The organism is Acidobacteriota bacterium, from assembly GCA_026707545.1.
GTDB lineage: Bacteria > Acidobacteriota > Thermoanaerobaculia > Multivoradales > Multivoraceae > Multivorans.
In genome coordinates this window covers 810862-825599 of record JAPOWR010000001.1, presented here as the reverse complement: position 1 = coordinate 825599, position 14738 = coordinate 810862, and the positions used below count along the sequence as shown (strand labels likewise).

At 67.8% G+C, this 14738-nt stretch carries 11 protein-coding genes; 9 read left to right on the top strand and 2 right to left on the bottom strand.

What is annotated here, in order from left to right:
• The first annotated feature begins 140 nt into the window (after window positions 1-140).
• The 7 genes from OXG83_03270 to OXG83_03240 all read left to right on the top strand — a co-directional run bounded on the left by OXG83_03270 (window position 141) and on the right by OXG83_03240 (window position 9932).
• Window positions 141-1334 (top strand): isoaspartyl peptidase/L-asparaginase, encoded by a 1194-nt coding sequence (locus OXG83_03270; GenBank protein ID MCY3964037.1) that lies wholly within the window; start codon window positions 141-143, stop codon window positions 1332-1334.
• 47 nt (window positions 1335-1381) lie between these two features.
• Window positions 1382-3301 carry a propionyl-CoA synthetase gene (locus OXG83_03265; protein ID MCY3964036.1) on the top strand — a complete coding sequence of 640 codons (1920 nt, stop codon included), beginning with the start codon at window positions 1382-1384 and terminating at the stop codon, window positions 3299-3301.
• 266 nt (window positions 3302-3567) lie between these two features.
• Window positions 3568-5619 carry a heterodisulfide reductase-related iron-sulfur binding cluster gene (locus OXG83_03260; GenBank protein MCY3964035.1) on the top strand — a complete coding sequence of 684 codons (2052 nt, stop codon included), beginning with the start codon at window positions 3568-3570 and terminating at the stop codon, window positions 5617-5619.
• Window positions 5620-5691: 72 nt separating this feature from the next.
• Complete coding sequence (locus OXG83_03255; protein MCY3964034.1) at window positions 5692-6351, top strand: TetR/AcrR family transcriptional regulator; 660 nt, start codon at window positions 5692-5694, stop codon at window positions 6349-6351.
• A 52-nt stretch (window positions 6352-6403) separates the two neighbouring features.
• The gene (locus tag OXG83_03250) at window positions 6404-7225 is read left to right on the top strand and encodes an electron transfer flavoprotein subunit beta/FixA family protein (GenBank protein MCY3964033.1); all 822 of its coding nucleotides are present in this window, start codon (window positions 6404-6406) and stop codon (window positions 7223-7225) included.
• Window positions 7226-7269: 44 nt separating this feature from the next.
• Window positions 7270-8241 carry an electron transfer flavoprotein subunit alpha/FixB family protein gene (locus OXG83_03245; GenBank protein MCY3964032.1) on the top strand — a complete coding sequence of 324 codons (972 nt, stop codon included), beginning with the start codon at window positions 7270-7272 and terminating at the stop codon, window positions 8239-8241.
• 80 nt (window positions 8242-8321) lie between these two features.
• Window positions 8322-9932, top strand: coding sequence for a hypothetical protein (locus OXG83_03240; GenBank protein ID MCY3964031.1), 1611 nt, complete (start codon window positions 8322-8324; stop codon window positions 9930-9932).
• On the opposite strand, the gene OXG83_03235 is transcribed toward OXG83_03240, so the two are convergent.
• Window positions 9910-11139 carry an argininosuccinate synthase gene (locus tag OXG83_03235; GenBank protein ID MCY3964030.1) on the bottom strand — a complete coding sequence of 410 codons (1230 nt, stop codon included), beginning with the start codon at window positions 11137-11139 and terminating at the stop codon, window positions 9910-9912. The two genes, OXG83_03240 and OXG83_03235, sit on opposite strands and share 23 nt — an antisense overlap.
• An 84-nt stretch (window positions 11140-11223) precedes the next feature.
• Window positions 11224-12579: an MATE family efflux transporter gene (locus tag OXG83_03230; protein ID MCY3964029.1), complete on the bottom strand. Its 1356-nt coding sequence runs from the start codon at window positions 12577-12579 to the stop codon at window positions 11224-11226.
• Window positions 12580-12657: 78 nt separating this feature from the next.
• Here OXG83_03230 and OXG83_03225 point away from each other — a divergent pair, with 78 nt between their 5' ends.
• Both OXG83_03225 and OXG83_03220 read left to right on the top strand, forming a co-directional pair.
• A complete protein-coding gene (locus OXG83_03225; protein ID MCY3964028.1) occupies window positions 12658-13638 on the top strand; it encodes an ABC transporter permease in 981 nt (326 codons plus the stop codon).
• Window positions 13639-13640: 2 nt separating this feature from the next.
• On the top strand, window positions 13641-14708 hold the full coding sequence (locus OXG83_03220; GenBank protein MCY3964027.1) for an ABC transporter permease: 1068 nt from the start codon (window positions 13641-13643) through the stop codon (window positions 14706-14708).
• Window positions 14709-14738: the final 30 nt, after the last annotated feature.

Genomic DNA, 14738 nt, shown 5'->3' with positions numbered 1-14738 from the left:
GCCCCTAGGTCGCTGGCGGATCGGTGTCGCCGCCTGCGGGCCGGGGCCGCGTGATACCCTGCCGGCGCTCGCCTCGTAGCGTGTCTGACGGGTTCGGTTCTCGCACAAGACAGTCCACGGAACCGGGGCGCGCGAACGCCGTGAGCGTCCTTCAGGAGACAGGACCGACCCTCCGCACCCTCGCCTTCGCCGTTCTGGCCTTCGGCTGCGCGGGATGCACAGCGCCCGACGGCACCGGCGAACAGACCGATCAGGAACAGCAGAACTTGACTCAGACAATCGGCGAGGGCGCCGGGCCGGTAGAGGAACCGACCTGGGCCCTGGCGATTCACGGCGGCGCCGGCAGCGCGAATCGAGCCACGACCGACGCCGATGACTACTACGAAGCGCTGCAGGAGGCCCTGTCCCTGGGCGCCGAGCAGTTGACCGCCGGTGAAGCGAGCCTTCAGGTCGTCGAGAACGTCGTCGCGGCGCTCGAGGACGACGAGCGCTTCAACGCCGGCCGCGGTTCCGTGTTCACCTCCATCGGAACCCATGAGCTGGATGCCGCCATCATGGACGGCCGCACCCTCGCCTGCGGCGCGGTGGCCGGGGTGAAGAACGTCCGCAACCCGGTCCGACTGGCGCGCCGCGTCATGGAGGACACCCGCCACGTCCTGATGGCAGGCCCCGGCGCCGACAACTACGGCGTGATCGCCGGCGTGCGGCGGCAGCCGCAGGCGTACTTCACCACGGACCGGCAGTTGCAGAGGTTCCGCGAACTCCGGGCTCAGAGGGGCATCAGCCAGGAAGGCAGCGGCGACGCGGTGGCGAGCGCCGCCGGCGACTACACCGGCAACGCCGGAGCGACCGCCGGTCTCGGCGGGGCCTCTCACCTGGCCACCGTCGGTGCGGTGGCGATGGACCGCTACGGGAACCTGGCCGCCGCCACGTCGACCGGAGGCACGATGCTCAAGCGGATCGGCCGCATCGGCGACGTGCCGGTCATCGGCGCCGGCACCTACGCGAACAACGCCACCGCCGCCGTCTCGTGCACCGGCCGGGGCGAGGAGTTCATCCGCCACACGGTGGCCTATGACGTCTCGGCGCGAATCGAGTACGGCGGCCTCACACTGCAGGAGGCCGCACGGCAGGTGATCCAGGAGAAGCTGAGGCCCGGCGACGGCGGCCTGATCGCGGTCGGCCCGGACGGCACGATTGCGATGGAGTTCAACACGAACGCCATGTTCCGGGGCGCGGCCGATTCGCTCGGGCGATTCGACGTCGGAATCTGGGACGAGGTCCGGAGCCGGCGGCCCTCGTCCGACCAACCGCAAGCCCGCGTTCCGCAGTAGCGCGTAGCCGAACTGCGGGCAGCCGGACGCGGCTATCATCGCCGGCCGTGACCACGCTCTACGACCAGACGCTCCGGCGGGCCCGCGACGACCCCGAAGGTTTCTGGGCCGAGGCCGCCGAAGCGATCTCCTGGGCGAGGCGCTGGGACCGGGTGCTGGACGACTCGAACCCTCCGTTCTACCGCTGGTTCGAGGGCGCCAGGGTCAACACCTGCTACAACGCGGTCGACCGTCACGTCGAGGCCGGACGTGGGGAGCAGCCGGCGCTGATCTACGACAGTCCGGTCACCGGCACGGTGACGGCACTTACCTACGCCGATCTCCAGGAGCAGACGGCGCGGCTGGCCGGCGTTCTCAGGAGCCTGGGCGTGCGGCGCGGCGACCGGGTGCTGGTCTACATGCCGATGATCCCCGAAGCCGCGGTCGCGATGCTGGCCTGCGCCCGGCTCGGCGCCGTCCACTCCGTAGTGTTCGGAGGTTTCGCGGCAAAGGAACTCGCGACCCGGATCGACGACGCGAAACCCCGCGTCGTGCTGACGGCCTCATGCGGCATCGAGATCGCGCGGATCGTCGAGTACAAGCCGCTGCTCGACGAAGCGATCGCCATGTCGGCGCACAAGCCGAGCGCCACGGTGCTGCTTCAGCGGCCACAACAGGCCGCCGCGCTCGGCCCCGGCGACCACGACTGGCTGAACGCGGTCGCCGCCGCGCAGCCGGCCGACTGCGTCCCGGTCGAAGCGACCGATCCTCTGTACATCCTGTACACGTCGGGCACGACGGGCGTGCCCAAGGGTGTCGTGCGCGACAACGGAGGGCACCTCGTCGCGCTCGACTGGAGCATGCGCCACGTCTATGGCATGGCACCCGGAGAGGTCTACTGGGCGGCGTCGGACATCGGCTGGGTCGTGGGCCATTCCTACATCGTCTACGCGCCGCTGATTCATGGCTGCACCACGGTGCTCTACGAAGGCAAACCGGTAGGTACCCCGAACGCCGGCGCCTTCTGGCGCGTGATCGCCGACCACGGCGTCTCCGTCCTGTTCACCGCACCGACCGCGTTCCGCGCGATCAAGCGGGAGGATCCCCAGGGCAGACTGATCGACCACTTCGATCTGAGCAGCCTCCGGACCCTGTTCCTCGCCGGCGAGCGAGCCGATCCGGACACGGTCGGCTGGGCCGAGGAGAAGCTCGAGGTGCCGGTGATCGACCACTGGTGGCAGACGGAAACCGGCTGGCCGATCGCCGCCAACTGCGTCGGACTGGGAGCTCTTCCGGTCAAGCACGGCTCCCCCACCAAGGTCGTCCCCGGCTACGACGTGCGCATCCTGGAACACGAAGGCGACGCCGCCGGAAGCAGCCGTGAACTGCCGCCCGGCGAGACCGGCGCCATCGCCCTACGTCTGCCCCTGCCGCCCGGCTGCCTGCCGACCCTGTGGAAGAACGACGACGGCTACGTCGACTCCTATCTCTCGGAGTTCGAGGGCTACTACCAGACCGGCGACGCCGGGTTCGTCGACCGGGACGGCTACCTCTACATCATGAGCCGCACCGACGACCTGATCAACGTCGCCGGCCATCGTCTGTCGACCGGCGGCATGGAGGAGATCCTCGCGTCTCACCCGGAGGTCGCCGAGTGCGCCGTGATCGGGGTTGCCGACTCCCTCAAGGGCCAGGTGCCCCTGGGACTCGTCGTCCTCTATGCGGGTTCCGCCCGCAGCGAAGCCGAGATCGTGCCGGAACTCGTCCAGATCGTGCGCGACCAGCTTGGCCCCGTCGCCTCGTTCAAGGTCGCGGCGGTCGTCGACCGCCTGCCGAAGACCCGCTCCGGCAAGGTCCTCCGGGGCACGATGCGACGGATCGCGGACGGAGTGCCCTACACCGTGCCGGCGACGATCGACGACCCGGCGATCCTGGACGAAATCGAGCGGACCCTGAGCCAGATCGGCTACCCGAGGCACGCACGCTAAGCGCCGGAGCGCCCGGAAGTGCGGCCCGCGCCGGTCACGCCCGTCCCAAAGCCCGCCGGAGTCCGCAGAATCTGCGGAAAAGCCTGCGGAGAAGCACCATCCTCAGACCTTGTAAGCTCTTTGTTGTCAGTAGTTTACGTCCGGTCCGCACCGGATCCGGTGCGCCCGGCACCTTCGCCGTAAGTCGTTCAGGAGCAAGAGGTTAAGACGACGAAAGCGCTGACCGGAATTGCCGGATACTTCGACTCGACGCTACAGTGACGCCAATGGACCCAACCGAGGCCACCCGCGAGGTCTTCTGGAACATCCAGCACACGTGGTTGGTGTACGTCCTGATGGTCCCCACGCTGGCCGTGTTCGGCTGGGGGTTCTGGCTCAAGATCCGCCGCTGGCGCGCCGGCCAGCCCGCCGTCAGGTTCGACAGGCTGGGTGAGCGACTGAACCTCTTCCTTCGCAACGCGGTCGGCCAGGGCCGCACGATCAAGAGGCGCTACGCCGGGGTCTTCCACAGTCTCGTCTACACCGGCTTCATCGTTCTGTTTCTGGCGACCACCGTGGTGGCGATCCACCACGACACGCCACTGCACATCATGAAGGGGCACTTCTACCTGATCTTCCAGTCGCTCATCGTCGACATCTTCGGGCTGTTCGTCCTCGTGGGCGTCGCCCTGGCCGCGATACGACGCTGGATCTCGAAGCCGAAGCTGCTCGTCTACACCGACGAAGCGAGCTGGATTCTGGTCACCATCTTCGTGATGGCCTTGACAGGCTTCATGATCGAGGGCTGGCGAATCGCCGTCACCGACGATCCCTGGGCCGCCTGGTCGCCGATCGGCAACCTGTTCGCAGGCGCCAGCGATCCCTTCATGAGCGACGCGGCGATGCAGACGGGCCACGTGGTCATCTGGTGGTTCCACCTGGTGGTGGCTTTCGGCTGGATCGCCTGGGTGCCGTTCAGCAAGATGTCCCACATCTTCACGGCGCCGCTCAACATCTTCACCGCGAACCTGGACGGCTACGGCGGCTCACTCAAGACGATCGACTTCGAGACCGCGGAGCGTTTCGGCATCAACCACCTCGGCGACTTCACCTGGAAGGACCTGCTCGACTTCGACGCCTGCACCGAGTGCGGCCGCTGCACCGACGTCTGCCCCGCGAACACGGTCGGCAAGTCGCTGTCACCGCGCGACATCATCCTCGACCTCCAGGCCCTGATGCACGAGCGCGGCGATCAGTTCCTGACAGGCGGCAATGGCAGCAACGGCGACGGCAACGGCGAAACCCTGCCGGTCATCGACGAGAAGACGGCCATGGCGCCGGAGGCCCTGTTCTCCTGCACGACCTGCGCCGCGTGCATGGAAGCCTGCCCGGTCCACATCGAGCAGATGCCGAAGATCGTCGATGCCCGGCGCTTTCTCGTGATGGAAGAGGCGGACTTCCCGGAAGGGATGATGGACATGATGAACTCCCTGGAGTCACGCCAGCATCCGTTCGCCGGTACCCAGTTCAACCGCGTCGACTGGACGGAGGGTCTCGACATCGACGTGCTGGCCGACATGGACGATCCGGCCGAGGCCGAAGTCCTGATGTGGGTCGGCTGCGGCGGCGCCCTCGTCGAACACAACCGCAACACGGTCCGCGCCACCGCGAAGCTCCTGAAGAAGGCGGGCGTCAAGTTCGCGATTCTCGGCCGCGAGGAATCCTGCAGCGGCGACCCGGCCCGCCGCGTCGGCAACGAGTTCCTCTTCGAGATGCTGGCCAAGGGCAACGTCGAGACGCTCTCGCGCTACGGCGTGCGCAAGGTCGTCACCTCCTGCCCGCACTGCTTCAACTCGTTCAAGAACGAGTACCCGCACTTCGGAGGCAGCTACGAGGTCTACCACCACACGCAGTTCCTGGATCAACTGCTCGCCGAAGGCCGCCTGAACGGGGCGCGGAGCGCGACGGTCAACGGGGGAAGGACGATCACGTTCCACGACCCCTGCTACCTCGGCCGCCACAACGGCGAGTACGACGCGCCCCGCAACCTGCTGGCGCACCTCGGCGGCACCCGGCAGGTCGAGATGCAGCGCAGCCGCAACCAGAGCTTCTGCTGCGGCGGCGGCGGCGGCATGGCGTTCGTCGACGAACCACCGGACCAGCGGGTCAACCAGGAGCGCGCCCAGGAGGCGGTCGACACCGGAGCCGATGTCGTCGCCGTGGGCTGCCCGTTCTGCGCCACGATGCTCGACGACGGCGTGAACGCCCGTCGCGGCGACCGCGACGTCCGGGTCAAGGACGTGGCGGAACTGCTATGGGACGAGGTAGGAACTCCGTAGCACCCGACCGTTGCCAACCTACCGGGCGGTCGGTAGACTACTTCCTGTGACCCCTTCCGGAACGCCGGTCCGATGACCGCCCTGGACACCGCGGCTCTTCGCGACGCCGCCCGGGAGCCCGCAGCCGAACGCGACCAGGATCGCCGCGCCGAGATCTACCGAAACGCCGCGCGGATCTTCCACCGCAAGGGCTACCACGCCACCTCGATCAACGACATCGCGGCCGCGGTCGGATTGACCAAGGCAGGCCTCTACTACTACATCAAGGGTAAGCAGGACCTCCTGTTCGCGATCATGAGCTTCGCGATGGACCAGCTCGACGAGCAGGTCATCGAGCCGGCCCGGAGAGTCCGGGATCCGCAGGTCCGCCTGGAGACGATCGTTGCCTGCCATGCCCGCCTGATCACCCAGGACTCGTCGGCCCTCACCATCCTGGTCAACGAACTCGAAGGGCTGCTGCCCGACGACCGCACCGACATCATCGGTCGCCAGCGCGACTACGTCGACTTCATCGCCGACACTCTGGCCGCCCTCCGCGACGAGGGCAAGGTCATCGGCCTCGATCCCACGGTGGGGGCATTCAGCCTGGTCGGCATGGTGCTCTGGATCTCCCGCTGGTATCGGGCCGACGGCCGCCTCGAAGCGGAAGAGGTGGTCGCGGAAGTGACCCGCATGGCGGTCGCCGCGGTACTGAATCAAAGCACCGGCCAGACGGAGGATTCCAAACGGTAAGGGAGGCGGCGACGCGCAACGTAGCCAGACCGCCCGTGAAGGAGAAACGAGAATGAGAGTGCTTGTCTGCCTGAAGCAGATTCTCGACCCGGACGTTCCGGCCCGGGACTTCGAGATCGACCCGGCGGCCAAGGCGGCGAAACGCGGCGGCGCGAACCTGGTCACGAACATCTTCTGCGAGAACGCGATCGAAACCGCGCTCCAGTTCCGGGAGGCGGCCGCCGACGCGAAGATCACGGCCCTCTGCTATGGCGAGTCCACGGCCGAGGACTGCCTCCGCAAGGCGATGGCCATGACCGTCGACGAGGCATGCCTGGTCCAGCGCGACGGCAACACGAATCCCGACGCCGCGGCCGTGGGCCGCGTGCTGGCCGCCGCAATCCAGCGTCTCGAGCAGGACGGTGGACCATTCGACGCGGTTCTGGTGGGCCGGGAATCGGGTGATTGGGGCACGGGTCAGACCGGTGGCGCACTGGCTGAGGAACTCGGCCGACCGGTGCTCGGGTTCGTAGAGAGCCTGGCTCCCGGCAACGGCAGCGTCACGCTCCGCCGCCAGACGGATGTCGGCATCGAGGTCGCGGAGGCCGAACCGCCGTTCGTGGTCACGATCACGAACAACGAGGACAACGTGCCGCGCATCCCGAAGACGCGGGACGTCATGATGTCCTACCGCAAGCCACTCCAGAAACTGAGCCTGGCCGACCTCGGACTGGACAGCGACGAGATCCGGAGCGGCTCCTCCAACTTCGAGGTCGAGGAGATCTTCGTGCCGACCGACGAAGTCGAGTGCGAATTGGCCGAGGGCGACACCCTGGACGAGCGGGTCGATCAGCTCGCCCGGAAGATCCACGAAGTCGTGGCCTCGATCGGCTGACGCGGACAGTACGCAGGCAGCAAAAGAGCAGAAGGAGGGAAACGATGGCGAACGTTGCAGTCTGTGTTCTGGGCAGTTTCGGCTACGACCGCGCGGCGCAGGGCGTGGCCGGCGCCGGCCGCGCCCTGGCCGAAAGCCTTGGCGGCGAACTCCATGCCCTGGTGGTCGGGCCGGCCGAAGACGGCGCGGTCGCGGCGCTCTCGGCAGTTGCCGACCGTGTGCTCATCGGCGGGAACGAGGAGCTCCGTGACGTCCAGCCCGAGCAGGTGCTCCAGGCAGCCGAACAGCTCCACGGGGCAGGAGGCGGCGACTACGTCGCGGTGCTGCTCAGCAACGACACGTACAGCCAGGAGATCGCGCCCCGGCTCGCCTACCGTCTCGGCGGCAGCTCGATGGCCGACGCGGCGGCGATCCGGATGGACGGCGACCACCTGCTCGCCCAGCGCACCGCTTACGGCGGCAAGGCGATCTCGATCTACCGCCTGAAGAAGCAGCCCTCCGTCGTGTGGCTGCGCGCCCGTGGCTTCGAGCCGGCGCCCGAACAGGCGTCGGCCGGCGAGGTCACCTCGATCGACCTCGCTCTCGATGCCCCGCGGATCCGGATCACCGGCCGCGAAGTGGCCGAGCAGGAAGGCGTACGGCTCGAGGACGCTCAGATCATCGTCTCCGGCGGCCGTGGTCTCGGCGGCCCCGAGCCCTTCCAGGAACTCAGGAGGCTCGCCAACACGATCGGCGCCGAGCAGGGCGCCTCACGCGCCGCCTGCGACGCCGGCTGGGTGCCCCCCAACTGGCAGGTCGGCCAGACCGGCAAGAAGGTCGCCCCCGAGCTCTACATCGCGATCGCGATATCCGGCGCCAGCCAGCACCTGCTCGGCATGGGTGACAGCAAGGTCGTCGCGGCGATCAACACGGACGCCGACGCGCCGATCTTCAAGCACTGCAGTTTCGGAATCGTCGAGGACTACAAGCAGGTTGTACCGCTGCTGACCGAGAAACTCCAGGCGTTGGCCGGGTAGTCCGGCGCACGCAGGCGAGCCGCAGGTAGCCAGGCGGTTTCCCGGACCATATGCAGAAAGACGCATAGAATCAGACGATCGTGAATCGAACCTCCTGCTCCTTCTGCGCCGTGGCCCTGGTCGCCCTCTCTTTCGGACCAGCCCGGGCGGCAGGGGCAGGCGACTTCCCGCAGGACAGCGCAACGGCACGAGAGGTGGAAGAAGCGGTCCTTGGCGGTTTCGCGCGCGGGATGCTGCTTGGCGCGACGGACACGCTGAGCCGACGGTTCGCCACAGGGCCGGGTCGAAACCGCGTGAAGATGAAGTCGCTCGACCGTTGCGAAGCCGGACGCCGGAACCGCGTCGACGTCGAGCGCATCGGTCTGGAGAAAAGCCCGGCAGCGAGCCACGAGGTATGCGGATCGGCCGCTACGGCCTTCGACTTCTCGACGGACAGTTTCGAGTTCGTCCGTCGAGTAGAGCCGGTCGACGAGGAACGCCCGAACGGTACCCTGGCGCTCTGGGGGGCCGGGGTGCGCCGGTCGTTCCGCGGACGAACGGGCGAGAGCGCGTATGCGGTCGAGCCCGAACTGCCCTTCGTCGGTGTGGACTACACAGCCGGTCGTCTCGTGCTCGGGACCGCCGTGTCCTGGCTCGACGCCACCGGGCGATACCGGCTCGCGGGCGCTGGAAGGGGCGCCGTGCGTCTCGATCTCAGCGGCGTCTACCCTTACGCCCGCTACGCGTTGGGCTGCCGCGGGCCTTCCCGGAAGGCGTGCCGGACGGAACTCTGGGCAGTGGGCGCCATGGGCCAGGGCGACCTCGTTCGAGGCACCGACCCGACGGCGAGCGCGGCTCCGTCGTCTGACGCGCGCATGCGGCTCGGCCTCGCCGGCTTCCGCCAGCGCGTGGCGAAGGCCGGATCGCTGGAGTTCGCTCTGCGCGCCGATATCGGCACCGCCGTCATCGAGGGAGCCGACTTCTTCGGCCGATCAGCCGGAAACTCCAGCCTCGGCGGCGACGCCGGTCGGGGACGAATCGGTCTCGAAGGCTCCCTGACTCGCAAGGTAGGCGCGCTCGTCCTTCGCCCCTTCACCCAACTGGCCCAGCGCTATGACGACGGCTCCTCGATGAGCGGAACCGGGACCGAACTCGTGGGCGGCCTGGAAGTGGTTTCCGCCGATGGCCGGCTTCGCGTCCACGCCACCGGCAGGACTCTGGTCACCCAGGGCAAGGCGCGCTACGAGGAAGAGGGCGTCGGCGCCACGATCGAGCTTCGTCCAGCGACGAAGGAAGGCGAAGGACTGTCGTTGCTGGTCGCCCAGCAGTTTGGCGGCGCGGCTGCGCGCGCGAGCGCCCTGTGGCGCTCCGACTCTCCTCGGTGGATCGGCATGTCGCCCGAGGCGCTAGCGGCCGCCTCGGCTCGCAGGGATCCTGGAGCGTCGCACACCCGGGCCGAAGTCGCATGGGGAGTGGGAATCGGCACATCCATGGTGACACCGTTCGCCCAGGCCGTGGCCGAGTCGGCGACCGGGCGGGAGCACCTGCGCCTGGGCGTCCGCCACTCGATGCGTAAGGGTTCTCCCCACCGGGTGAACCTGGAAGTCACCGCCGAGCGTCCGCAAGTCGCGCTCAGTAGCGACCTCGCGGAGTACCGGCTCGGCGTCGCCGGTCAGGTCCGCGTGCCGCTCACGACCGCCCGCCGACGATGACCTGGTGGGCCTTGAGCCGGAGCGCATTGATCCGGATGAAGCCCCGCGCGTCGGTCTGGTCGTAGCCGCCCTCGACGTCCATCGACGACAGGTTCTGGTCGTAGAGCGAACTGGGTGACTCGCGGCCGAGAACGGTCACTCCGCCCTTGTAGAGGCGGAGGTGGACCGTGCCGTCGATGATCCGCTCGGCCTGGAGGAAGGCGGCACGGATGAACTCCATCTCGGGCGAGAACCAGAAGCCGTTGTAAATGAGTTCGGCGAACTTGGGCGACAGGCCGTCGCGCAGGCGCTGCACTTCACGGTCCATCGCCACGCCCTCGAGATCGCGCAGCGCGTGGTGGAGGATCGTGCCGCCCGGCGTCTCGTAGACCCCTCGCGACTTGATGCCGACGAAGCGGTTCTCGACGATGTCGATGCGGCCGATGCCGTTGCGGCCGCCGAGTTCGTTCAGGTACTCGAACAGGCCCAGCGGATCCGACTGCTCGACGCCGTTCGTGCGGTCGGCGACCCTCACCGGACGCGCGTCCCTGAACTCGATCTCGATGTCGGTCGGCTCGTCCGGGGCGTCGAGCGGCGAAACGGTCAGCGAGAACATGTCCTCGGTCGGCGTCTGCATCGGGTCCTCGAGCAGGCCGGCCTCGTAGCTCTTGTGCATCAGGTTCTCGTCCATGCTGTACGGCTTCTCGGACGACGCCTCGATCGGGATGCCCTGTTCCTCGGCGTAGTTCAGGAGATCGGTGCGGCCCTGGAAGCGCTTCAGGAACTCCGCGTCCTTCCACGGCGCGTAGACCCCGATGTGCGGCGCGAGGGCGGCATAGGCGAACTCGAACCGGACCTGGTCGTTGCCCTTGCCGGTGGCGCCGTGGGAAAGGACATCGGCGCCCTCGCGGATCGCGATCTCGGCCTGGCGGCGCGCGATCAGCGGCCGCGCCAATGCCGTGCCGAGCAGGTAGCGGTTCTCGTAGACCGCGTTGCCGGCGATTGCCGGGTAGATGAAGTCCGACACGAACTCGCGTCGGACATCCTCGACGTACACCTTGGAAGCGCCGATCGTTTCGGCACGGCGAGCCTGGCGATCGAAGTCCTCGCGTTGCCCGACATCGACGATCACGGCGACGACGTCGAACCCCCGTTCCTGCAGTGTGCGCAGGATGACGGAGGTGTCGAGACCGCCGCTGTAGGCGAGTACGGCTTTCTTGCTCGGCATGGCTGACTGGACCTCCCTCGGGACCGGAGACCGCTCCGGGCCGGCGGGAGACTATCCGGGCAACGGGCCGCGGTGAAGCTCCCGTCAGTCGTGCTCGGCGGTTTCGGCCGGAAGCAGGCCCACCGCGCCGCTCAACCAGAGCCGCCAGCGAACGCGAAACGCCAGGAAGATCGCCACGAAGACCAGCCCGAAGGTCAGGCCCCACCACACGCCGCTTGGGCCGAGCCCTCCCTTGAAGGTCAACCAGGCGCCGGCCGGCATGCCGATGACCCAGTACCCCACGAGCGCGACGACGGCGGGGAACCGCGTGTCGGCAGCTCCCCGCAGCACACCGGCGGCGGCCACCTGCAAGCCGTCGGCGACCTGAAACAGACCGGCGATCGGAATCAGCGCGGCGGCGGCTGCGATCACGGCCGGCACGTCGCTGAAGACGCGCGCCAGAAGCTGCGGCAGCGAGAAGAAGACGATGCCGAAGGCGAACATCACGCCCGCGCCGAGGCTGAGGCAGACCAGGGCCGAGCGGCGGGCCCCCACCGGATCCTTGCGCCCGATGGCATTGCCGACACGAGTCGTCGCCGCGCCGGCGAAACCAAGAGGCACCATGAAGGAGATCGAGGCGAGGCTGATCGCCACCTGGTGGCCGCTGAGTTGTGCCTCCCCCAAACGACCGATGAGCACGGCCGCGAAACTGAACACGGTGACCTCCAGCGACACCTGAACCGCGATCGGCACACCCACGAACAGGAAGGGACGGAGCGCCGCCGGGCGTAACCACGACCACCGCCAGCCGCCGACGTAGCGGCGCAGGTGACGCCATCCGAACGCGGCGACGACGATCAGCATCACCCAGCGGGATCCGGATGTCGCGTAGGCGGAGCCGCGCACACCGAGCGCCGGGAATCCGAGATGGCCGAAGATCAGCGCCCAGTTCGCGATCGCGTTGAACACATTGGCGACGCCGATCGCGATCAGGGCCGGCCGCACGATGCTCATCGCCTGAAGCGTCTGCCGCAGACACATGAAGAGGAGGAACGCGATGACTCCGGGACCGATGCCCCGGAGGTACGCGGCGGCCGGCTCGACGATGGCCTGCGGTTGACCCGTGACCGGAAGTACGCGATCCAGTCCGAGCACGATCAGAGTCGCCGGCACCGAGAGCAGGACCGCCATTCCCAAACCCCGGCAAAGCACCCTGCTGATCTGCCGGTGGTCCCCGGCGCCGAAGGCCTGCGCCGCCATCGGATCGATCGCCAGCAGGATGCCGATGAAGGACCAGATCACGGCGATGCTGAGCGCGTTGCCGATCGACCCGGCCGCAAGGTCCGTCTCCGACACGCGGCCCAGCATCATCGTGTCGACGGCCCCCATCAGCACCATCCCGACCTGGACCACGATCACCGGCGCCGCCAGGCGCACCACGGCGCCCAACTCCGTTCGCACCGGCCCGGGGTCCCTCGCTGTTCTCGCACTCTTCAAGGGGCGGTATTGTAGGCAGCCTCACCCATATCGAGATCGCCGTTGCTCAGCTACATCCTCCGCCGGCTCGTCACCGGACTGGTCACCCTGTTCGGCATCTCGGTCATCTCGTTCTTCATCATCCAGCTCGTACCGGGCGACCCGGCCCAGATCCAGACCTCCCAGATCGCCGACGCCGCGGTGTCGGAGCGCGTCTACCAGCAGTTGCGCGAGCTCTACGGGCTCGACAAGCCGATCCCCGTGCAGTACGCCAACTGGGTCGGCAAGCTGGTCGTGGGCGACCTCGGCTCGTCCTTCCACGACGGCAGGAGGGTGTCCGCCAAGATCGGCGAGGCGCTCTGGCCGACGCTGTCGGTGGCCCTGCTCTCCTTCATGCTGACCCTGATCATCTCGACGCCGATCGGGATCTACAGTGCGCTCCGGCAGGGCGGCGGCTTCGATCGCTCGGTCAGCACCGGGCTCTACATGCTCTATTCGGTGCCGAACTACGTCGCCGGGATGCTGCTCATCCTCTACCTCGGCGTGAAGTGGGACCTGCTGCCGTTCCGCGGCATGCGGTCCGACGGCTACGACGAGATGACGACACTCGGACAAATGTGGGATCTGGCGCAGCACTACGTCCTGATCACCTTCTGCTTCACCTTCGGCAACCTGGCCTACTACTCCCGCTTCATCCGCCAGAACCTGCTTGAGGTGGTGCGGCAGGACTACGTCCGCACCGCCCGCGCCAAGGGCCTCGGAGAGCGCAGCGTGGTGCTCAAGCACGCCTTCACGAACAGTCTGATTCCCCTCATCTCGCTGATCGGCCTCACCTTCCCCTTCGTGCTCAGCGGCAGCGTGATCCTCGAGTACATGTTCAACTGGCCGGGTCTGGGCCGCCTGTACTTCGAGTCCGTCCTGCAGCGCGACTATCCGACGATCATGGCGCTCAACTTCATCACCGCCCTGCTCGTCCTCGGCATCACCTTCATCGCCGACCTGACCTACGGCCTGGTCGACCCCCGGATCAGCTACGAGAAGTGACGATGGCGGCCGAAGCGACGGACCAGGCGCCCGTGGCGCGCTCCTACTGGCACATCACGTGGCGGCGCTTCCGCAGCCACCGGCTCGGCATGGTCGGCCTGTGCGTGGTCGCGGTCCTGTTCCTGGTCTCGTTCCTGTCGCCGATGCTCGCCAACGAACAGCCGATCCTCTGCCGCTTCGACGGCAGCTTCTACTACCCGGCGGTGATCGACCTGATCCACCAGGTGCCGGGCAGCAAGCTGATCATCCAGAAGAAGCGGCCCTACCGTCTGGCGACCTTCGACTTCAAGCGCGAGTTCGACCCCGAGCGGGGTGACTGGGCACTGTGGACGCCGATGCGCTACGGCCCGCGGGAGATCGCCGCCGAGCCGCTGGCCGGGCCTTCCAGCCGTCACTGGCTGGGCACGGACCAGTCCGGGCGCGACGTGCTGTCGCGCATGGTCCACGGCACCGTGGTGTCGATGAAGGTCGGCTTCCTGTCGATGGGCATCGCGGTCATTCTGGGCCTGATCCTGGGTTGCATCGCCGGCTACGCCGGCGGCGTCGCCGACCTCGTGATCTCGCGCTTCATCGAGATCGTCATGTGCTTCCCACCCTTCTTCCTGATCCTCGCGGTACTGGCCTGGTTCCCGCCCAGCATCGAGAACGTGATGATCGTCATCGGGTTGACCCGCTGGGTCGGCATCGCCCGCTTCGCCCGCGGCGAGATCCTGCGCATCAGGGAGACCGACTACGCACTCGCGGCGCGCTCCCTTGGCGTCCGGCCGGCCCAGCTCGTGCTCCGCCACCTGCTGCCCAACGCCCTGGCACCGGTTCTCGTCAGCGTCACGTTCGGCATCGCCGTCTCGATCCTGATCGAGGCCGGCCTCTCCTGGCTCGGTTTCGGTGTCCAGCCGCCTGACCCGTCCTGGGGCACGATCCTGCGCTCCGGCTACGAGAACCTGTTCACCGCCGGCCACATGATTCCGCCCGCCTGCGTCGCCATCTTCGTGGCGGTTCTGAGTTTCAACCTCGTAGGCGATACGCTCAGGGACGTGATCGACCCGCGGCTTCAGGCGGAGCGGGCATAGGGTTACGGCCGCTGTCACAGGAGGAGGTAG